This window comes from Niallia oryzisoli, assembly GCF_036670025.1.
GTDB classification, from domain to species: domain Bacteria; phylum Bacillota; class Bacilli; order Bacillales; family Cytobacillaceae; genus Bacillus_BD; species Bacillus_BD oryzisoli.
Genome location: NZ_CP137640.1, coordinates 2,602,742 through 2,625,455, shown reverse-complemented (window position 1 = coordinate 2,625,455; position 22,714 = coordinate 2,602,742). Strand labels below are relative to the sequence as shown.

Genomic DNA, 22,714 nt, shown 5'->3' with positions numbered 1-22,714 from the left:
TTCTGGTTGACCTTTATTTATATCGATATATGATAACCGTAGCCGGGGTAGAACGTAAGCGCCCGTGGGGCTTTGATCCCGTCAATTAAACAGTTCGCCCCCTACTTGTAGAAACATGATTGAGGCTGGTTGGGACAATGATCTCGTATAACAAGCGAAGCTATGAAACTACATGGAGGAATAGGGGTTACCGGTTAATAGAATTTTAGGAGGAGATAAATGATGAATCCAGTCATAGGTCTGGATGTGGCAAAAGGTGAAAGTCAGGTTCAAGCATTCTTGGATAAAAAGCAGCCATACAAAAAGAGTTTTAAAGTAGCGCATACTCTTGAAGGATTAAGTAGTCTTCTAGATTTCATTAAAGAGGTAGAGGATGTATCAGAGGGACGACCTCCTATTGTATTAGAATCCACTGGACATTATCACACACCGATTGTGCAATATTTTGAGGATAGAGGATATTTATTGATTATTGTGAATCCCCTCATATCGTATCGGGCTAAGAGTTCTAGTTTACGTAAAGTAAAGACAGATATCGTTGATGCTTATCACCTCTGCGAGCTGTACTATAAAGAAGACTTGGAGCCTTATAAACAACGAGGAATCCAACTTTTAAACCTGCGTAATCTGACGAGACAACATGAAAATATTACAGGCATGTTTGTACAAACTAAACTTCAATTTCAGGCAGTTCTGGATCAAGTATTTCCTCAATACTGTGGGGTTTTTGGTACCTTATATTCAGATGTTTCTTTACTAACGTTACAAGCATTTCCTACTTCAGAAAAAGTCTTGAAAGAAGGCAAAGAAACTATTACTAACAAAATAAAGGAGTTATGTAAAAGTCGTTCACAACAATGGGCAAACAATCAAGCAGAAAAACTATTAGCTGCCGCGGCTCAAAATCCGTTTCAGAAAACCTTATACCACAGCCTTTCTTTAAGCATGGGTATGTATATTAATATGCTTCTCGAATACAAAAAGCACCTATCTAAGCTTGAAAGTGAGATAGATGCTTTAGCGAAAAGTATTGAAGAATATAAAATTATCCAATCAATCCCTGGAATCGGTGAAAAAATCGCTGCCACGATTATTTCTGAGATTGGGGAAATTGATCGGTTTAATCACCCTAAAAAGTTAGTTGCATTTGCCGGAATTGATCCAAGTGTCTTTGAATCTGGTACATTCAAAGGCACTTTAAATCGGATTACCAAAAGAGGTTCTAGTAGACTACGACATGCCCTGTATATGGCCGTTAAATGTGCCATTCGTGATTGCCGTAAACAGAAAACGACAGACGAAATCCTTCCTCGTAACAAGCGATTACGAGAATATTATGATAAAAAACGTGAAGAAGGAAAACCCTATAAAGTGGCTGTAATTGCATGTGCCAATAAACTCTTACATTGGATTTATGCACTTTTAAAAAGTAAATCAACTTTCCAAGATCTGGCCTAATTTAAAAGTTTAACTAAACAGACTAAAACTTTCCAAACACCAAACATTGGAAAGTTTATTTGGTATGCATAAATTTAGTATAGCATGAGATATTTTAAGTTTTTATTGAAAAATATTGACAAACTATTAGCTGGTTTAATTGAATAAGGATTTTTTGTTTATTAGTATAGTGCTAAGAAATTATCATTTCATTTGTGATTAAGACTATGTACTTATTTACTATAAAAACCAGAATTTGATCCGATAACGACAGTAGCGTCCAATGCCTCGTCTCTAGCCACTTTTGTGGTAAGCCCAGCACCTGAAAAGATTTCAAAGGTCTGAGGTGCCTGCATTTCGCTCGTCTCTATCAAAAGATGTCTTCCCGGTGCTAGCCAGAGAAATGCTTCTTCTGCTACTTTTTGTTGAATGTCAAGTCCATCCTCTCCTCCGTCAAGCGCCACCCTAGGTTCATGTAGGCGAGCTTCCTGTGGGAGCAGCTTGATTGCCTCGGTAGGAACATAAGGTACGTTCGCAACTAGGATGTTCACATGGCCTATAAGTGAGTGGGGCAGAGCTTTATACAGGTCACCTTCAAAAACATGGCTACCGAAATCCGTAACGTTGCGGCCAGCGCATCGTACTGCGACAGGATCAATGTCAACAGAATACAATTCAACTCATCCTAAAGCTGCCGCCAGTGCTACACCCACAGCACCTGAACCGCAACATAGGTCAACGACGATATCACCAGAACATGACAGGGCTTCTGCCTGGTGAACAAGAAACTCGGTACGTTGGCGAGGCACGAAAACGCCTTGGTCCACTTCAATCCGCAAACCACAGAACTCTGCGTACCCAATAACATATTCAAGAGGTAAACCCTCGGCTCGCATTTCCACCATTTTCTTGAGGTCCTCTGGAGTTCGTGCCTCTAAGATAAGTAACTTGGTCTCATCTTCTGCAAAAACACAACCTGCGCTCCGAAGCCTGTTAATTATACATTTTTCCGTTTCATTATCTAAAAAGAAATTAAATTTTTTTCCTATTTATCTCACCACTTTTGATAAGCTTATTTATAACCCTGTATTCGTTAAGAATTGGAGATATCCTTCTTCAACAATATGGCCGATTCATTAAGAACATTTCTTGCTCTAGAAATGCGCCAGTTTGTTGAAGATCAATTAATTCAATTTTATAAAACTTCCCCAGTATTAAATTTCAATAAGTATAGGAACGATCATTGGATTTTTCTTAGTATGTGTATATACATATTCTCGTATTGATTTTTTTATTTGTTTTTTCATTACATTCCATTGGTTTCTATTTGCTTCTTGTAGCTTGTTAACCGTTTGTGTAGTCAGTCGATTCACGTCCCTTCGGAGTTCCGAGAAATCTCTATCCACAAATCCACGAGATAGAGTATCGGGTTCTGAAATTAGCTTTCCTTCCGCTTTGCTCATCGGTAAAATAATGATGAGCATTCCATCCTCTGAAAGCTGTTTGCGATCTCGTAATACAAATTCCCCAACATTCCCTACATCTCCCCCGTCTACGTAGGTATTCCCAACCGGTATTTTCCGGGTCTGACGAGCAATGGTATGTTCAATATCGATGACATCACCATTATTGATGATAAACGTGTTTCCTTTCTCTACTCCAACGGATTCAGCTAACAAACGGTGATGATGTAACATTCTAAATTCACCGTGAATGGGAATAAAATATTTTGGTTTCATTAATGTAAGCATTAGTTTTAAATCTTCTTGATAGCCATGGCCGGAAACATGCATGCCGGATGTACTTCCTGATCCATAAATCACTTTGGCTCCAAGTGCAAATAAGTTGTCTACGATACTCGTGACATTACGTTCGTTCCCAGGTATTGGACCTGCTGCAATGATAACCGTATCTTCAGGCAAAATGTCGACACCGCGAAAGTTTCCAGTGGACAGGCGGGCAAGAGCAGCCATTGGTTCACCCTGACTCCCCGTGCATAAAATAGCCACCTTTTCAGGAGCCATTTCATTGATTTCATGTGGGGCAATTAACATTCCATCAGGAACTGTTAAATAACCACGTTCCATAGCCACCTCTACGACATTAACCATACTTCGCCCAAGCAACGCAAGTTTTCTATTTGTTTTTTGCGCAGCATTCACGACTTGCTGAATACGACTAATATTTGAAGCAAAGGTAGAAACAATAACTTTGCGTTCGGCTTTCATGAAAGTTGCAACCATATGTTCGCCTACCATTTGTTCCGATGGGGTCAAACCTGGACGTTCTGCATTGGTACTCTCAGACAATAGAAGCAAGACCCCAGCTTTACCGATTTCAGCCATTTTATGAATATCTGCATGCTCATTATTAGCAGGGGTTAAATCGAACTTGAAGTCCCCCGTATGTACAATATTCCCTTCTGGTGTGTGAAAGACCATTCCCAAGCAATCAGGAATACTATGGATCACTTTGAAAAAGCTTACACTCATTTCTCCGATTTTTAGTTTTGAGTTTGAGTTGATTTCAATAAGTTCGCTTTCTCTGAGAAGTTTATGTTCTTTTAATTTGATTTCAATTAATCCTAGTGTAAAGCGCGTAGCATAAACAGGTACATTCAATCTTTTTAAGAAGAACGGGATCCCTCCGATATGATCTTCATGTCCATGTGTGACAATTAAAGCCCTGACTTTATCTTTATTTTCTACTAAATAAGTCATATCAGGGATAATCAAATCAATTCCTAATAAACTTTCATCAGGAAACTTATTTCCACAGTCGATAATCACGATATCGTTTGAATATTCGATTGCATACATATTTTTCCCGATTTCATTCAAGCCGCCTAAAGCGAAGATAGATAACGCATTCTCTTTTGTACTCAAATATATGTCCTCCCACTTTAAATATAATCTTAATATGCCCTTTGGGTTTCCCTTTATCAACGGGATGAATACTTTAAGTACATTCCTTCAGAATCTCTATGAATTAAAATTAATATCTGCCGAGTGTTATAACAATTATCTGGCCCTATACATAAATAAAGAGCGCAATTTCTACTATAAAATTGCGCCCTTTAATCGAATAAACCACTAATTATTTTAGCTCTCGAAAATCTTAGATTGTAAAGTACACTACCTCTTCTCCACGCGAAATGAGCTCTTGCACAACTCCAATATCCGCGGGTCAGTGTAATCAACTTCAGTTGGACTCATCCCGAAGGGCTCGACGGCGTTCGTGCAGTACCAGCAGGATAATTATCCCCATTATTACACCTAAGACGATGCCGGCCTGTTTGGTCAACAACCATGCCCATGGGTACTCTGGGGAGGGTGGCGCATCGAGTCGAACTGAAGATAAGGCGGAATAGAGGTTGTTGGAGAGCAACGCACCCGATGAAATCCATGCCGCTATCATAGGGGGTAGAAACCACCTCGACCCACGGCGGGTTACTACCACCAGTATGCCCCCCGCACCAGCAAAGGAACACACGCCTGTACTCAATGACAGCAGGTGCCACCACACATCGCGTTCCCCCATGGTTGCCGGATCGATGCCGAAAGAGCCGCCAACCGCCCAAAACACCTTAATGACACCGAGCAGAATGCAGCCGGCAGCGATGATCCTAGCCAAGATGATCTGCAGTTGTAAAGTATTGCCCGGCAACTCCTTGTAGTCGATTGTGCCACTCAGCGCCTCTGGCCAACGTGTCATTGTATACCCTGCCTATGCAAAGCGGCAGGAAGATGCCGATCCCGAAAAGTGAGATTATGACGAAGATCTGCTCGTATACCCAGAAGTCGGCGGCACCTGCTTCTTGATCCCGGATTATAGCTGCAGGACCCAGAACCGGTGCAATCAACAGCATGGGAACGAGCAAACCGGTACCAACCCAAATGGGTAGAGCAACCAACCACGCAGGTAGCCGCTCCCCCCACGGCCTGCAAAACGCCATTGCAAGAAGGATACAAATCGCAGCGAGAACGGCGGTTACTGCGTTTATCACGCGCCAGCTAGCGTCACCCATTTGCTCGGTGGGAAGGAGAAGACCAAAAGTCCATACGATTTTGATCAGCAGGTAAGGTGTTACTGCTATTGCGCACCATAACCGCAGATTCTACGCAACCTCATCAATTTTAAGACCTTCCTCTCTGCACTAATTGTCATCTTCTCATCTCCTCTACAAGTTCTAAAGCAAGCTCTGGATCACTTCAAGTGGCGCACCATTATTAATCATATGTGTAGCATAGCTGTGTCGTAATTGATGAGGATGAATACTCTTTTTTATCCCAGCACGTTTTGATATGCGTTTGATAATATATCTCAGATTATCAATACTACTACGTCTGTTTGGCCTTCTTTCAGTAATAAACAAACAAGGATCTTCATCATCTCGCTCCTCTAAATACCTTTTTACCCAAATGGAACAACGAGTATTAAAGTACACTTCCCTTTCCTTATCACCTTTCCCATGTACAATGACTGAATTTGAAGAGTAATTAATATTATCTCGATTTAATTTTACAACTTCCCCAATACGGCAGCCGGTCGAATACATAAACTCAAACAGCGCACTCTCCATCGTTGTATGACAAGCCTCTCTTAGATGTTCTATCTCTAGTTTCTGAAAGGAACTTTGGAATTCTTTTACCTAATTTCGGCTCTTTTAATTTAGCAGAAGGATTTAAAGATTATAAATTCATAAAAAAATACGTTAGAAACATTGATATATCAACAATTTAATAGATTGCAGTTTATTTAATTGAGGTATATTTTTCTAATTATTTTAAATTATTCTATATTAGTTCTTACGATGAATACAATGTTTCTTAACTTTCGCAATTGAAAATGAACTTCGAATAAGAAAAACATAGGGAGATTTTAGTCTTCCTATGTTTTCATTCATATTATTTATCTGTTTGTTTTTGCTTCTTTTTCAAATACTCCGCACGCATTTTTTCAAGTTGCTGCTTTTTATCAAATTTGGCAGGCGTCTGTTTTTCATGAAACTTCGTCACAGCTACCTGACCTTTGTAATCCAATTGATATTTTCCCACTTTGTTCACCTACTTTTCTTGTCTTTAAAGAGAATCTATTCAACAAATATAATATACCTTATTTTACTGAAGTAAACCTTATTACTTTATTAGTGTACTGCTAACTTTGCATATATCAGTAAAAACATTAAAAACTTAGTAAAATAATTCATCGCCAAATGGTATTCATTTCATTGCTATAATCAAAATAAAATACCTTGACTCTGCATAAGCATCAATAATTCTATTTCTTGTTTGTTCAGCTCGCTTCTAAAGGTCCAATTGTTCGGTAAATAAGGTTTAAAATATTAAAACAATCTAAGTTTACTCCATCTTTTAAATGGTTCTTAATGCTAATAACCATTACGTTCTCGATGATTTCAAATTTAGGTTTCTGAGGGCAAATATTGTTTTTTTGCAAAGTCTATTTACTACTTGTTTAAAAAAATCTACATCCCTAATATTTTTCTCCAAAAAATCACCCCTTGTTAATTACTTTTCTACTTATATCTATCTTAATCCAAATATTACCTTATTAACTAACCTACCCCGTTAGCCATCCATGCAGCCGAACTGCACAACAAAGAATGAAAATGGTTAAGAACTGTCAATACTGATATTGACCTTAATCCAGTCACGCCCTCCTCTTTTTTTTGACGATTGAGCAGGGTCTTCTTAAGTATTGCCTTTTTTCATATCTGAAGGAAACTTATTTTCATGGTAGTTTAGGTCATAAGGTTCACAATACTCCCTTTTACCTTTCGTCGAGTTGATAATTTTGTCTAATAAGGAAAATATTAAATAGAAAATGAAGACTAAAACATTAACCAACATGAATGATTGAAACGAGGAAACTAGATGAATTTCAAACGAAGAAAGGCTCTCACTTTTTTAATTACCATCGTGTTATCTCTTCTATTTGTCATACCTTTAGTGAATGCCGAAAATGTTCACCCGAAGGTCTTGGCAAGGGTAAAAGAAACGCTTACTGTCAATGGAAAAGTATTTAAAGACTTAAATTCAAATGGAAATTTAGATGATTATGAGAACTGGGAGTTACCGGTTGAAAAACGAGTCGCTGATCTTATATCTAAAATGACCCTAGAGGAAAAGGCCGGACTTATGATTATACCTGAATTCCGGGACATCGAAGGCTCGAAGATGGAACAGCCGAATAATCTGATTGATCAACATGTACGTTATTTTATTTATCGTAAATTACCTAGTGTTGATGTGATTGCCAACACGAATAATCAACTGCAAGAAAGAACGGAAAGAACAAGATTAGGGATTCCGGCAGTTCTTATTTCAAATCCGCGGAATCATGCCACAACGATTGCTGACATTGCAAAAATAGAAGAAGCAAAGGATTACTATATACCTGCAAAAGACGAGCCTGGTCAATTTACCATATTTCCAGATTCACTCGGACTGGCTGCAACCCGTGATCTTGATTTGATTAGAGAATTTGCTCAAATTGCCCGAAAAGAATGGACGTCCTCTGGTCTTCGTAAAATGTATGGCTACAATGCTGATGTTGCAACACAACCGTTATGGTCAAGGATTTTAGAAACATTTGGAGAAGATCCTAAACTTGTTTCGGATATCAATTATACATTAATCAAAGGTTTTCAAGGTGAGTACCTTAACGAAAACAGTGTTTCTCTGTCAACCAAACATTTTCCTGGCGGGGGATCAAGATATTTGGGAAAAGATCCACATTTTGCGGAAGGGAATTTTAATATTTATCCAACAAAAGGGAGCTTGCAAAAGTATCATCTTCCACCGTTTAAAGCAGCCATTGAAGCTGGAACAACTTCAATCATCCCCTACTATGCTTATCCAAGTAATATAAGTGCAGATCAAGGGCTTCCTCCCTTTAATGAAAATCAGCAATTTGAAGAAGTCGGATTTGTTTTTAATAAAGCGTTTATAACCGATTTATTGCGTGAGAAACTTGGTTTTAAAGGATATGTCAACACAGATACGGGGGCGGCAGTTGGCATGGCATGGGGTGTTAAAGATTTACCGATAGAAGGAAGAGTGGCTAAAGCATTGGAAGCTGGTGCAAATATTTTTTCCGGACAGAAAGATCCACAGCCAATTATACATGCAGTAGAACAAGGTTTAGTGAGTGAGGAGAAAATCAATCGATCCGTGGCTTATTTACTCACAGAAATGATGAATTTAGGTTTATTTGAAAACCCGTATGTAGATTCGAAAAGAGCAATTGAAGTGGTTAATAATCCCGCCTCAAAAGAAAAGGCGGATTTAGTTCATCGGAAGTCTATTATCTTATTACGTAATGATCAGAAGCTTTTGCCCCTTAATGATAAAAAAATAAAAGATATGAAACTTTATGTCGAGTCGTTCCCATCTGGTGAACAGAATGCAAATACGATTGCATTTAAAGAAACCATTCAGAAATATGATCCGGACATCACTTTGACGGACCATTTGAAAGAAGCCACACATGCACTTGTTTGGATAAAACCCAAACAAGATCTTCTTTCGAAGCAACCGTCGATTTCCATAGGACCAGATACGAATATTCATAACAAAAGTCGGATTATCGAAATACAGAAAACGGTACCGACTCTTACTGTCATCAACTTTAGTAGTCCTTGGCTGATTCAAGAAATTGAACCGAATGCAGCAGCTGTCATTGGAACGTTCGGAGTGAAAACGGAAGCATTAATAGATGTCATACGTGGAAAATTTAATCCGATAGGAAAACTTCCTCTTACCATTCCAGCAAGTAAGGAAGCTTTAGTAATCGACAAGATGGACGTACCAGGTTTTGATGAAGCCCCTTCCTATGTATACCAAGCACAATCTGGTGACAAGTATGGTTACGGTTTTGGGCTTTCCTATAATAAGGAGCACAAGAAAGCAAAATCCGTTGATATCAGTGAAATCCTAAGGAATATATTCAAAAATTAAAACGGAATAGAGAGACAGTGTGACAGAAACAAGGAACGAAGCTTTCCCAAAAGGGATTGAAAAAGACTATCGAGAGCTACCTCCTTCGTTTTAAAATAGCTTTACATTTTGTAAATTCCATTGAAAATGGAGTGGTTCATAATACTATTGGTTTTCTCTAAATTCACTTGAAAAGAGTACTTGAAAATTATTCCATTTTCATTTCCCTCCTTGTCGTTTGAAGTTCTATACGATATAATCACTTTGTTGATGTTGCCCTAACTCCTATTGGGTTTATCATTGATGTTTACGTTTACTATTTAGGCGAGCTGACTCCTATCAGCTCGTCTTTTCTTTTTTTCAATGGGCTACGGCCTTTCTTGAGGGAGGGAAACTTCTTTCGGGAAATCCGTTAAAGTTAGAGGCACCATCCGAATTTTGGATAGTGCCTGTCGTTCGCTGTCACTTTGACTGCAGTAATTCAATCGCCTCGTTAATAGGTGTTACCGTTAAAAATTCTCCTTTGTTCAATGAAATATGTCCAGATAAATAGAGTTCATTATCAATGGTAAGGTATACTTTTTCTACCCCATAATAATGTCCAAAGGTATTGACGATGCTTTGAAGAATCATCCTTTCAAGCCCTGATCCAGCAACCATTTCTGTTAAAAAAGCTTTATTTAAATCGATATATAGATTGTTATCTTGATTTAGATACAAACTATTAATTTTTGTATTCCTTGAAAATACAGTATTCACTGAATCTGATACATTTTCTTTATATGCCTGTGCTAATACCATTTTAGTGATGTCATTGGTATGAAAGGATATTTCTTTACTTACATAATATAATTGATCGTCATTTATATTTGGGTAATAAAATTGAATATTTTGAACGAACGGAACGTTTTTTTCTATTTTACTTAAAGAGGAACTGACCTCCATCCCATTTGATTGAAATAAGGTTTTAACTAACCCAATCCCTTTGACATAATAGTCAAGAGTATCCCCATCAGGACCTTTTGTAGTTACCTCAATGGCTTGATAATTGCCGGATGGTGTGGATACATTAGCTGAAAGGTTGGTAATGGTTCTGACTTTTGAATCCTTTAACTTCCAAGTAGTTCCTTCCTTTAAAGGTTCCATTAACAGAACTTCCTCTTCTCCATTTTCAGAGTTTAATAGACTTTCTCGATAATAAGCTTCTCCCCTCGAATACGTTTTGATTAATTTCCCATCTTTTATTTCAACGATTCGGGCTAATACAGTTCCGCCATTATCAATTCTTTGCTGCACTTTATGCTCTGAAGCATAATCGATATAGACATCATAAGAAGCATATTCATTTCCTGTTCCTTCATACACGTATCGAACATTCTTTTCTATTGGATAATAGTCTTCAATTGAAATTGACTCAGTTTCAGATTCCTTCTGTCCATTTTCATGATCTTTAGTTTCCTGGTTTCCCTTCTTCTCCTCCTTTACTTGATTCGAGCTATTGTTAGTAGTAGAAGGATTTCCACGATCTATTATGCATCCACATAACAACAAAACGAGTGCTAACAAGCTGGTTAAAAGATATTTTTTCATCATAACCCTCCTCGTTTAATAGTATTCAGTAATTTTTAAATTTAAAACATTTGAATACTTAAATGGTTGTTATCGATTATTTTGTAAATTCTATCTATCTTTATTATATTCCGAATGAAGACATTAGGATAGACAATCACGTCAATTCCGATTTCCCACTAAATGCATGGGCACGATTCAGGACCGCTGAAAAAGTCCATTTTCTTCCTGTATATTAATAAACTGTCTGCTAACTGTTTCGGATAAACACTTTTTCAGCAGTCTAATTAAAGTTATTCACTATCATTCATTTCAACTCTGCCTTACACGATAATATACTCGCAAAATGGAAGTATCAATCCAATGATGAACATGACCGACAATAAAATCATTGCAGCTGGGAAAAGACCGAACGCATCCAGCATCGTCGAGCTGTTATTCTTTAGTGTTGGAACAATGAATAATAACCATCCAATTCCCACGACAGGTATTAATTGTGGGATTAAACGGAGATAGAATCTCCATGCTGGATATTGTTTACGTTTATCCGACCACTTTTTACTTCTTCGTATTCCACTGACTCCTAAAATCAAGTATACGAATGTCATAGCACCCAATGAGAAATCAATGATTTTAGGTGTTGGAGCTTTCAATTCAGGTTCTTGTCCCTCAGTCAATTGGATGATTCCTGAACTAATCTCATATGAATGCTCAAATGCAGTAGTAAAACTATTAAGTAAAACGGCAACCGCATATCCACTGCTTGGAACGATATCTTGCTGTGATTGGAAAGTAGAGAGTGAACCGCTATGAGAAATACGTGCTGGTTTAATTATCGGAGAGCTATTCGACCATCCATGCCCATATTTTTCACTTCCAGGTTGTGGTGAATAAGACTCTTTCAGCAGCGCTTGAGATAATAATGGATCTCCGTTAGCATTTTTCCCCTCGTTCGTATGCATGGATAACCATTTTCCCATATCTCTGGCTGTCGTAAAGATACTCCCTGAACCACTGAACATTTGTTCAAGCTCTGTCCATGGCATGGCTGTACCATATAATGTGATATATCCTCGAGGGATTCCTGATTCTACCATATCCCCAGAGTTCACTAAAGAAATTGAGTCATTCATTCCGAGCGGTAAAAATACGTTTTGTGTTAGATAGTCATTAAACTTCATCCCGCTCATTTGTTCTACCAAATAAGCCAGGGTCCAGTAATTTGCATTGCTATAAAAATATTTTTCTCCAGGATCAGATTGTAGATTCCAATCATGAAAACGTTCTACCCCTTCTTTTAACGTATTCGCCGGACCTACAATAGTAGGATTTGGCAGCCCGGACGTATACTCAAAAGCTGACTTACAGTCACCTGTTTCCACCTTGCATCATCAAGCGTTAGTTCTGGAAGATAATACACTACAGGCTTGTCCAGTTTGATTTTTCCTTCATCAACCAATTGTAAAACAGCAAATGCAGTAAAAGGCTTTGTACCGGAAGCAATACCGATTTTAGATTTTGCTGTCAGTGGTTTTCCGTCAGAATCATGACCATATCCTTTTTCATATAGGACTTGACCATTTCTTACGACCACAATGGCTACACCGGGCAGTCCGCTTTTTTCGATATATTTTGTAACATATTCATCAACAGCGGCTGGATCGAAAGAATCAGCTGCCTGAACGGATAGAGGTACAATGAATGATATGAATAGATTAATCATTAATAGAAAGATAAAGCCTGCTTTTTTATACATAACTTCTACTCCTTTCCCCTGGCAAAAGTCACATCCCATTATTTAAAAAAGCAAATCCAAATCATTGACTGAAGTCACGGCTTTTCTCGCTTTTTCCATTTAATAATCCTACGTTCCAAACACATATCATTTACATGTCGGAAACAATGTATTCAGTATTTAAGAACTCAGAATATAACTTTTGCTTATAAGGGAGAATACATCTATGAACATAACATTAAAAATATGACAAATTAAGATATGTTAATAGATTAATCCTAGTGATAACAGCAAATTTTTGGAAAGGATGCGTTGAATATGCAGAATGATGTTATTGTTGAGGAATTGAATACTTTACTGAGAGGAACCTACATGGGGATTCGGGGATTCGAGCATTATATTCAAGAGCTAAATCATCCAGAATTGCGGCAGAACTTCCAATCGATGCAGCAGGAGTTAAAGCAGAATGCCTCCAAATTAGCTGAGCGAATTCAGAATCTAGGAGGAGTGCCGGCTGATGACGAAGGAATATCTGGTTCGTTTCACAGTTTCATGCACAAAGTCATGCTGCCTGATGATACAAAGAAAATCATTGAGGATGCATTAGAAGGAATCGATCAATATGGCATCCAATATTCAGAGGAACTTGTTAGAGGAGATTTAGATGCAGAAAGCAAAAAAATGGTTGAAGAGGTCATTAACACGAACCGAGGACATGTTGAAAAGTTAAGACAATTACTCCCGGAATTTATTTAAACAGTGGTTTAATCCGAGAAGATAAATGAAACGCGGGGACGGTTTATTTAAGTTATTGTCCATTTTGAAACGTGTGAACCGTCCTTTTTTCGGTGAAAAACCAGTAGAAAAATATTCTTACTTCTTTACATATTTTAAAGACAAAAAATTATTAATTCCGATTTTCTTTGCTATTTTTTCTGGAAGTGGTTTTCTTTTATATTCTTCAAAGCCCATTTTTTTATATAAATTCATAGCTGGGGTATTCGTATCGGCTACCTCGTCGATTACGTAATCATTGTATGGTGTATTTTCAATAATATATTGGATAATTTGAGATGCAACACCTTTCCCTCGGAATTCAGGAGAAGTTCCTACAAATTCAATCGAGCCTGTATTAGAAGGGAAATTTTGATTAAGAGTTTCAAATTCCTTTTTTAAAAAGATCCATGCCATGCTTCCCTTAAAGAATCCTAAGTGCTTCCTCAACTCTTTTTTATCTAACCGTACAGACAACGTTTTCCCATCTGTACATGCCGCCACTCCAGCAATTTTATCATTTGCAATCGCTACATAAAATTGATCTAAAACAAACATATGAGCAAAAGCCTTTGCGATGACCTTTTTATCTTTGGAAAAAAAAACAAGCCATTGTGTGAAGCCTTCGGCAAAAATTTCGGACATCTGTTTCCTTGCATCTAAATCCGTTTTATTTGCTTTAAGTATTGCAAACTTATAATCCTCTGATTGCATATTTGATTCTCCTTCGTTCTAAAGAATAAATATATTATCATTTTAGAACAGAACAATACATTATAGAACCATATTTACAATCTGACCTTTTTTGAGAATATCACTACCAAGCAAAAAGGGTGTCACGAGTTTGCTTTTTAAAAAGAGGTTTGTATTCATTAATTAAAATGTGTACTTATTAACTTCGTAGTGTAGTTCAACAAACTGATTAAATCTCCTCATTCCTTTCAATGTGAGATCTAATTGATAATTTCCTGCTCTAAATAACGGAATCCCTGTACCAGCAAAATTGATGCCACTGTTATAATTAGTTCATCAACCAATTTTTCCTGTAAAAAAGAATGTAACAATTCCTTTGGATCATGCCCGGAATAAGTGACCCACCTAACTTTATTCTGAAATAACTGCTGAATAATGAACGACGCCTTGCACTTTTTTGAAAGAGTTTTCAGTTAACTCCATGGCCATAAATACTACTTCTGGAACCTCAAAGGGAGCTTGAATATTCCATAAGCTAAAAAGGCCCTCTTAACAACTTCCTCAGTCGTGTTATATTCCTCAGTGAGTTCTTGTCTAATTAAGATATCCAATAATAGTCTCCTCGTTCTTTAATATATTACATTTTATTTTCTCTGTCCCTTATTTGGGTGCTGCTATAATACTAGAAGTCGTTAAGAAAGTTTCCACCAGCTCTATATACATTTAACAAACATAAACCTCCAGCTTATTATGGACCAATCATAAAGTGCAATGACGTAGCGCTAAACCTCTATCAGCTGAGCAATCTTATAAATAAACTGTATGCCTAATAGGTAGGAATAAAGATTAATTTTAAACCTATTTTTTGTAAAATAAACTTCTGGCTTGTCCACAACCTCTCTCTCTTCATACTATGAAGTATAACTTTTTAGGGAGGTGAAATTTTATGGCTAAATCATTATGTGAAAAACTAGCTGAAATCCTCAAAGGCGAAGCTGAACAAAAAAAGAATGTATGTATGGTCACAAGGGAAAGAAAAGATTTAAAAGTGTCAATCCTTGGACATCCTACACAATCGGATTTGGTAATTGCTCTTGAGTTTAGTTTCGAACCAATTTCTAAGAAAAATGAAACTTTGAATCTAGCTGAACTTGTTTTATTACAAGAAGAAGTAAATCCTTTTTTAAAAGCTATCAAAAAAAGTGATCATATCAAAGTAACAGCTATTCACAACCACTGGTTGTTTGAAAAACCACGACTCATCTATATGCACCTTGAATCAGTTCAAAATCCTGTAGAGTTTGCAAAAGAGATTGCCGAGGCCCTTAAGAAAGCTGGAGTAAAATAAATATGTTCGAAGAATTAAACCATCATCGGTATTGTATTCCTTGTATAAATAATAAAGATGTACAAGCATAACCCTTTAGGGTAACAAGGCCTTTAAGTACCATTGATGGATAAATTACCAAAATAGGATGAATGAACGACCTAACATTACGTCAAATGAAAAAGGTCTTAGTTACTTACTAGCTAAGGCCCTTTTTGTTTATCTTCAGCTTATCTATTTTAAAAATCGCTTTTTTCCTAAACTGCTCTTTACTTCAATAAAAGGCTACCGTAACAACATCTTGTTACACTCAGGCACCCGTTCGTGCAGTAACATAACTTGAAATTTTTTAGGTTTGCCTTCATTAATAGAGAAATATGTTGCACATCTTTATTTGAAATGAGATGGTTTAAAGCATGATCCAGCGATCTATCTAGGATTGGAGAAAAAATTTATTTATAAGCAGGTATCTAAAATAAGCCATTTTTTTCATTTGATCATTCATCATGTTTACTCGTAAAGTAAGAAAGCGCCTGTGTTTATGACACATGCTTTAAGATTTTACCCATTCAGGTTTGTTACCGTTTCCAAATCAACCTTCTCTTTTTTAGTATAAATTCCCATCCATATTAGAGCACCACAGACAGATAAAATAAGTGCCATTGGAGTTTATTCTCCATTGATGAAACCTGGGAACAATTCCTTTGTTTCCTAACAAAAAATCTTCCATGACGGAAGACTTTTTAATTTTAAATAATCTATACCTCAATGAATTATTGCTCATTGTAACCTAAGCAGATAGTTGAAGATAGAATAGCTGGTCCACTTTAGGAAAAAATAAGATTATTCATTAAAATTTTTTCAAAAAAGCCGTTTAACAAAGAAGATTGGGGTTGTGGATTTTAGCATTTATTTTTTTTTACATTTCTAAACTTATTTGCTTTCTTTATGAAAAAAAAGACTAACCAAAATGGAAATATATGCGTTATTGAAGCACCAATAGTTTCTTTAAAAGTATATTAACCTCCAATTAGCTTTACCAAAAGGAACAACTTAAAGTCACGACTTACATTATTTTACATAAAAAGAGGAAACTGTTATTAAAGCATTCGAAAGGGTTGTGTTTGATGCACGTCGCTATTACTGTTTTCACCATTTTGGCTTCTTTCAAGTGGGGAAATTGGAGGAACTGGAGAGAATATCAGGCAAGTATGTTTTTTATTGCAACTGGTGGATTGCTATACGAATATATTGTACAAGAAAATACTTTATGGAAGTTCCATCCTGATTTTCTTTACGGACATCAAATGGTGGTCATCATTTATGCTTTAATTACGATGCCTGTTAGTATCTTTCTATTTCTTTCCCATTTTCCAACAACACGGTTTCGACAACTGTTTTACATACTTCTTTGGTCTGGAATTTATATTTTTGTTGAGTTGATTTTATATAAATTCGGAAGAATCTCCTATCAAAATGGATGGAAGATTTGGTATTCCTTTTTATTTGATATGATGATGTTCTCAGTCATTGCCCTTCATCAATTTAAACCATTCCGAGCTTATATAATATCTATATTTATCATCATTTTCTTAATAACTTATTTTGAAATCCCATTTAGGGTTGTTAAATAACAAAGAACGTTACATGTGTTTGTTAAAGTTCTCTAAGGTTGGATGAATTTTACCCGATTATACTAGGTTTGTTTAAAATCAAAAAAATGACATATCCAGGATGGAAGACTGAATATGTCGGAGAATTGACTGTACTTAAACGTAAAGACTTAGAGATACCTTTAGTCGTATACTTCTATGTCAAATCCACCGAATTTAGCAGGTGGTCGTTTAAGCCAATCTTTGGTATTCTCAAAAAGTGATATTTTTTTCTAGTAAATCTTTTAGTCAATCCTTTCACGTCTTTTTATAAGGAAATTAGTGAAACGTAGGAACCGTCCTCTGCTTCTATTGTTTTATGACGATTGGATGGTTAATGAGATCGGCTATTTTAGAGGCGGGGAGTCCATGTTCGAGTAGCTGCACCATTGCTTTCATGTATCGATGGATATGGGTGAAATACTTTTTGTACCCTGCACAAAGATAGTTGAGTCCAGCTTCGCCGTCGGGAGTGGTTAGGAATCGGTGTTTTGGGCATTCTCCGTTACAGGCAAATTTCACTTCACAGGTTTGGCAATATTTTGGCAATGAGTTCTTTTTCGCTTGACCAAATTCATATTGCTGAATGGAATCAATCATCTCTTGAAACGTTTGTGACTGAACATTTCCCAGCTTATAATCCGGATACATAAAATGATCGCAGGAATAGACATCTCCATTATGTTCAATGATGGCGGCTTTCCCGCAGGTTTCGGCAAAAATGCATACCGTTGCCGGCAGACCCATCCAAGCCACTAACGAGCTTTCGAAATTCATCACAGTCACTTCCCCGACATCGTGGCGCACCCATTCATCAAAAATAGTGATTAAGAAGTCCCCGTATTTCTCAGAATTCACGGTCCAAGGAGCTAGATGTACTCCCTCTTCATTGATTGAGTAAGGTGTTGCATGCCGCAAGCCTAACGCAGTTGCTTGTTCGTCAGCCATTCTTTCCACGATTGGGATAAATTGTATAAATTTTACCCCTTCATTTTTCAAAAATTGATAGATTTCAAGCGGGTATTGTGAGGATTCTTTCGTGACACAGGTCAAAACATTATAGGAAATATTGTATTTTTGCAGATTCCGCAGCGTTTTTAGAACTCGGTGAAACGTTGGTTTCCCGCCTCGATCTACCCGGTAATTATCATGTATTTGCTCTGGCCCATCCAGGCTTAAGCCGACTAAAAAGTTATTCTCGGCAAGAAACGGAAACCATTCCTCTGTTAATAAGGTTCCGTTCGTTTGCAGCGAATTCGAGATCTTTTTTCCATTAGCATATTTTCTTTGCAATTCTACTACTTTCTTATAAAAATTCAGGCCCATTAAAGCAGGTTCGCCGCCCTGCCATACAAAAGGAATTTCCTCTGCATCCTGTGCTTGTATGTAACTTTTGATAAAATGTTCAAGCGTTTCCTCTGACATTCGAAACGTGCTCTTTGGCACAAATAAAGATTCCTTTTCCGTATAAAAGCAATAATGGCAATCTAAGTTACATATTGGGCCGGATGGTTTAGCTAACATATGAAAGTTGGTTTTTGTTTTTTCAATCGCTGTATTCATTCTTTCACCTCATAAATAATAGGGAACCAGTGACAAAACTGCCACTGGTCACCTTGTGGATTAATTTGCTCGTGGAACGGTTAATTCTGCGTCATCCCCGAGAATGTACTCTACCTTGCCTAGTTCGCCTTTGAATTCAAATTCGCCTTTATCCGCATACGCTGGTGATACTGGATATTTGGTATCTTTTCCGACATCAATACCTTCGAAGGATAATTTTAACGGTAACGTATTTTCGATTTTCGTTTCACCCACTTTTGTATCGTTTATATATAACGTTCCAACCGCTTGATGCTTTCCGGTTTTATCATATTTCAAGGAAATGATTGATTCACCAACCGGCACATCGGTATTGGATACAATCGAAGCTTTTGTTCTTTCTCCGATACGATACTCGTAAACTAGTTTATTATTTTGGATATAGAAGGTATAACCGCTATCCAAACCGCCATGTGCTAAAAGTACCCCATCCTCCGATGCATCTGCCCGTTTAATTGGGATGTTAATTTCATAGGATCGATTGACGAGCGGCGGTACGGCTGAATCGGTTAAGCGGTCCATTCCCCGATAATAGACAAGGTGCTTGTCTGCTCTTATCGAACCTTCAGGAACCGATAAAAATCCCTCTAAAAACGTATCGGTTAATGGAAGTGCTTCATATTTTTCCGCTTCTTTCCACCATAACTTTTGAAGTTCCTTCAATTTTTCCGGATATTGATCGGCTAGATTATTCTGTTCCGTGAAATCTTTCTTCACGTTATAGAGGAACCATTGATCCTTGTCGAAGGAATCACCTTTTTTATGACTGGTCATGGCCTTCCAGCCATCATGATAAATCGCGCGATGTCCAGATACCTCGAAGTATTGTGTCTTTTTACCGGCTGCCTTTGGATTGGTCAATGATTCCTTGAAGCTTTGTCCGGAAATCGCCATTTGCTTAACTCCGTCGATTTCTTTCGGTAGTGTGATGCCTGTGATGTCATAGACAGTTGGAGTAATATCGCTGACGTACACATACTGGGAACGAATAGAACCTGGATCACTAATCAATTTAGGATTGTAAACAATCAGCGGTGTGTTCATTCCGCCGGCAAAGGTAGAGTTCTTGTATTGACTGAAAGGAGTATTACTTACTTGTCCCCATCCAGCAGGGAATTCCGTTCCCGCTTTCATGCTCCCAAATTCTTCATGAAGGGCATCGACTTCTTCAATTGTTTCTCCTAAGGCATTATAGTTGATGGAATGGTTAACAGATCCATTCGCTTGTCCGCCGCCGCTGCCGCCATTATCTGAAATTAAGACAATCATGGTATTGTCTAATTGATCTGTTCGACGAATGTTGTCGAGTAATTTTCCAACTTGTTCATCTGTATGAGTTAAAAAGCCGGCATAAGTTTCCTGCAGTCGAATGTAATTCTTCTTCTCCTGTTCATTCAGCTCGTCCCAAGCTTTCACTCCATTGTTTCTTGGAGCGAGTACCGCATCTTCAGGAATAATTCCCAATTCCTTTTGTCTCTCAAAACGTTCTTGTCTAATTTGATCCCAGCCTTTGTCATATACCCCTTTATACTGATCAATATATTCTTCCGGAACCTGATGCGGAGAATGCTGGGCACCAAATGTCAGGTATAAAAAGAATGATTTATCCGGGAAGACACTTGCCTGATTGGTGATATATCTGTTAGCGTTTTCAACGATTGCTTCAGAAAAATGATAGTTCTCATCTGTTGGTGAAGGAATCTGTGTATTATCAATCGTTAAGTCAGGCCTATATTGATCGGATGAATCCTCAAGAAAACCATAATATTGATCAAAGCCTTTTTGAATCGGCCAGTTATCATAAGGTCCTGCCGGTGATGTTTCCTCTGTCGGAGCCAAATGCCATTTCCCAGCCGCGTAGGTGTTATAATCATTTTCACCCAGCACTTCTGCGATTGTCCCCGCCTCCGGTTTGATGGCACCGCGCTTCTGAGGGAAATCAGGCCCTAATTCAAAATTCGTAACCGTTCCGACCCCTACTTCATGCGTATTTCTCCCTGTCAGCAAAGCCGCCCGTGTCGGTGAGCAAAGCGGAGTGACGTGGGCATTATTATAGCGAAGCCCATTTTCAGCAAGCCAATCGATATTCGGTGTTTTAATTTCTGATCCGTAGCTTCCTAAATCGGAAAACCCAGAATCGTCCAAAACGATATAGACGACATTTGTTTTCGATTCTTCTTTCTTTTTTTCCGTTGTTTTATTTTGCTTTTTTTCTGCATCTTTTTCTTTTGGGGAATCGGATGCAATGGCTGAATAGCCATTAAGTGTGATGGCCGAAGCCATAACCATTGCCGTACCAAACATAGTAAGTTTAGATCGGGATGGCCTAGACATGAATTTTTTCTCTTTCATGATGCTTCTCTCCTTTTCAAAATGAGTAATCGCATGGGGAAATTAATACTAGTGATGCACTTTAACACAAATTGTGCAAAAGTCATATGTTGAATTTATTAATTTTTCAGAATTTTGTCAACTATTGTTTGTTAAAAAGGGTAAATAGACTCAAAAAAAGGATTGCCGCCATTCCACTTTTGGAAGCAATCCTTTTTTTGAGTCTATTCATCATTCGCCTAGCAAACTGTCCAGTACTAACATGGCTGCACCGAGAGTTCCAGGATCAAGCTGATAATTCCCTTTACTAAATTGAATCTTTCCTTGGTTATTCAAATGTAACGAAGCATGATGAATGATTTCCTCATAGTAGCCTGGATATCGATCAATTAAAGGACCATTCACAAGAACTAATTCCGAGTGAAACACAGTAGCAAGATTTGCTACACCCACCCCGATATATTTGGCTGAATCCAGGATGACATTCTTCGTCAGCTGATCTTGGTCTAGTACCATACGACCAATTTGTTCAATAGGAGAACAGTCCTTTAATCTTGAATGATAATACGCAGGAGAACTCTCCTTTATCTGCTCTATAATCGCATAAAGGGAAGAATAAGCCGTCATACAGCCTTTTTTTCCACAGTAACATGGCTCCCCGTCCATTTGGATCACCATATGGCCATAGCCGCAAATATCACCGCTCTCAATTTTGAGTAATTTCCCATTATGAATTGCACCAGAACCCCATGTCCACCCCACTGTGACATTTAATATATTTTGAAAGGCCGGGTATTGTTTACTCTCGCCCAGAACGATGGTATTTGCTGCATTATCTAATTTTACAAATACCGGAAACTCCTCTTTCATTTGTTCAACTATGGGAATACTCCCCCAATGAATCGGTAAAAACGGCTCGGATTGTAAGATAATCCCTTGATCACTATCCAATGGTCCTATGGCCCCAATTCCAATCCCAAGAATGTCATCAACTTGAAAATGATACAATTCCATAAACTTTCTGATCGTACTCTTTATTTCTTCAATTACTATATTAGGAGAATGATTAGGCATCATGATAATCGTTTTCTCATCGATTTTATTTAATAACAGATCGTATAAAACAATCTTCGTTTCCCACCTTGTTATTTGAATTCCGATAAGAAAGCTAATTACAGGATTAATCTGATAAAGAGACGGAGGTCTCCCGCCTTCTGAGTCTCCCAAGCCTTCTACGCGAATATAATTTTGATCGAGAAGTTCTTTCAACGATCGCGCAACTTTCCCGCGATTCAAATTTGTTTTTTCAATGATTTCGGCCCTTGATACCAATCCATTTTGAAAAATATATTGATAGATGATTTTCAATGGCCGATTCTGAATCGATTGATCCTGAAGAAACTGACAAAACATTGACATCCCATCCAAACTGATCGTATTGCTGCACCTTTGGCAGCATTTGCAAACAATTCTATTATAGCAAACTATAAGACATAACCGTTATGGAAGAATCCTAAACAAAACTCTATTTTTTTGATTGTTTCTACCATTAGGATGATCACGCCTTTTCAGACGATTATACAATTTTCTGCAGTTTCATAACAAAAAATGAAACTGCAGAACTCCCCATGATTAT

At 37.6% G+C, this 22,714-nt stretch carries 12 protein-coding genes and 5 pseudogenes; 5 read left to right on the top strand and 12 right to left on the bottom strand.

Annotation, left to right across the window (positions count from 1 at the left end; translation table 11 throughout):
• Positions 1-222 precede the first annotated feature (222 nt).
• Positions 223-1,458 (top strand): IS110 family transposase, encoded by a 1,236-nt coding sequence (locus R4Z09_RS13050; protein WP_338453258.1) that lies wholly within the window; start codon positions 223-225, stop codon positions 1,456-1,458.
• 212 nt (positions 1,459-1,670) lie between these two features.
• Here the strand turns inward: R4Z09_RS13050 and R4Z09_RS13045 are convergent.
• From R4Z09_RS13045 to R4Z09_RS13025, 5 genes and pseudogenes are all read right to left on the bottom strand, one after another.
• A pseudogene (locus R4Z09_RS13045) lies at positions 1,671-2,342 on the bottom strand (putative protein N(5)-glutamine methyltransferase).
• A 309-nt stretch (positions 2,343-2,651) separates the two neighbouring features.
• Entirely contained in the window at positions 2,652-4,322 is a 1,671-nt protein-coding gene (locus R4Z09_RS13040) for a ribonuclease J (protein ID WP_338452700.1), read from the bottom strand.
• Positions 4,323-4,638: 316 nt separating this feature from the next.
• Positions 4,639-5,604 (bottom strand): annotated as a pseudogene (locus tag R4Z09_RS13035) (hypothetical protein).
• Positions 5,605-5,629: 25 nt separating this feature from the next.
• Positions 5,630-6,122 (bottom strand): annotated as a pseudogene (locus tag R4Z09_RS13030) (tyrosine-type recombinase/integrase); the annotation flags it as partial.
• A 222-nt stretch (positions 6,123-6,344) separates the two neighbouring features.
• On the bottom strand, positions 6,345-6,494 hold the full coding sequence (locus tag R4Z09_RS13025) for a hypothetical protein (protein WP_095251033.1): 150 nt from the start codon (positions 6,492-6,494) through the stop codon (positions 6,345-6,347).
• Positions 6,495-7,331: 837 nt separating this feature from the next.
• Between R4Z09_RS13025 and R4Z09_RS13020 the strand changes: the two genes are divergently transcribed.
• Entirely contained in the window at positions 7,332-9,416 is a 2,085-nt protein-coding gene (locus tag R4Z09_RS13020) for a glycoside hydrolase family 3 protein (protein ID WP_338452699.1), read from the top strand.
• 441 nt (positions 9,417-9,857) lie between these two features.
• Here the strand turns inward: R4Z09_RS13020 and R4Z09_RS13015 are convergent, their stop codons facing one another.
• Together R4Z09_RS13015 and R4Z09_RS13010 are read right to left on the bottom strand one after the other, a co-directional pair.
• Positions 9,858-10,985, bottom strand: a complete 1,128-nt coding sequence (locus R4Z09_RS13015) for a GerMN domain-containing protein (RefSeq protein ID WP_338452698.1) — start codon at positions 10,983-10,985, stop codon at positions 9,858-9,860.
• 302 nt (positions 10,986-11,287) lie between these two features.
• A pseudogene (locus R4Z09_RS13010) lies at positions 11,288-12,687 on the bottom strand (serine hydrolase domain-containing protein).
• A 330-nt stretch (positions 12,688-13,017) separates the two neighbouring features.
• On the opposite strand from R4Z09_RS13010, the gene R4Z09_RS13005 reads away from it, so the two are divergent.
• The gene (locus R4Z09_RS13005) at positions 13,018-13,455 is read left to right on the top strand and encodes a DUF2383 domain-containing protein (RefSeq protein WP_338452697.1); all 438 of its coding nucleotides are present in this window, start codon (positions 13,018-13,020) and stop codon (positions 13,453-13,455) included.
• A gap of 117 nt (positions 13,456-13,572) precedes the next feature.
• Here the strand turns inward: R4Z09_RS13005 and R4Z09_RS13000 are convergent, their stop codons facing one another.
• Positions 13,573-14,187 (bottom strand): N-acetyltransferase, encoded by a 615-nt coding sequence (locus R4Z09_RS13000; RefSeq protein ID WP_338452696.1) that lies wholly within the window; start codon positions 14,185-14,187, stop codon positions 13,573-13,575.
• Positions 14,188-14,577: 390 nt separating this feature from the next.
• Positions 14,578-14,703, bottom strand: a pseudogene (locus tag R4Z09_RS12995) (N-acetyltransferase); the annotation flags it as partial.
• A gap of 409 nt (positions 14,704-15,112) precedes the next feature.
• On the opposite strand from R4Z09_RS12995, the gene R4Z09_RS12990 reads away from it, so the two are divergent.
• Both R4Z09_RS12990 and R4Z09_RS12985 read left to right on the top strand, forming a co-directional pair.
• Complete coding sequence (locus R4Z09_RS12990; protein ID WP_338452695.1) at positions 15,113-15,514, top strand: DUF1259 domain-containing protein; 402 nt, start codon at positions 15,113-15,115, stop codon at positions 15,512-15,514.
• Positions 15,515-16,620: 1,106 nt separating this feature from the next.
• On the top strand, positions 16,621-17,127 hold the full coding sequence (locus tag R4Z09_RS12985; protein ID WP_338452694.1) for a CBO0543 family protein: 507 nt from the start codon (positions 16,621-16,623) through the stop codon (positions 17,125-17,127).
• A gap of 327 nt (positions 17,128-17,454) precedes the next feature.
• On the opposite strand, the gene R4Z09_RS12980 is transcribed toward R4Z09_RS12985, so the two are convergent.
• The 3 genes from R4Z09_RS12980 to R4Z09_RS12970 all read right to left on the bottom strand — a co-directional run bounded on the left by R4Z09_RS12980 (position 17,455) and on the right by R4Z09_RS12970 (position 22,491).
• Complete coding sequence (locus tag R4Z09_RS12980) at positions 17,455-18,708, bottom strand: anaerobic sulfatase maturase (RefSeq protein WP_338452693.1); 1,254 nt, start codon at positions 18,706-18,708, stop codon at positions 17,455-17,457.
• Between the two features lie 60 nt (positions 18,709-18,768).
• Complete coding sequence (locus tag R4Z09_RS12975; RefSeq protein ID WP_338452692.1) at positions 18,769-21,099, bottom strand: arylsulfatase; 2,331 nt, start codon at positions 21,097-21,099, stop codon at positions 18,769-18,771.
• A 210-nt stretch (positions 21,100-21,309) separates the two neighbouring features.
• Positions 21,310-22,491: an ROK family transcriptional regulator gene (locus R4Z09_RS12970; RefSeq protein WP_338452691.1), complete on the bottom strand. Its 1,182-nt coding sequence runs from the start codon at positions 22,489-22,491 to the stop codon at positions 21,310-21,312.
• Between the last annotated feature and the right edge of the window lie 223 nt (positions 22,492-22,714).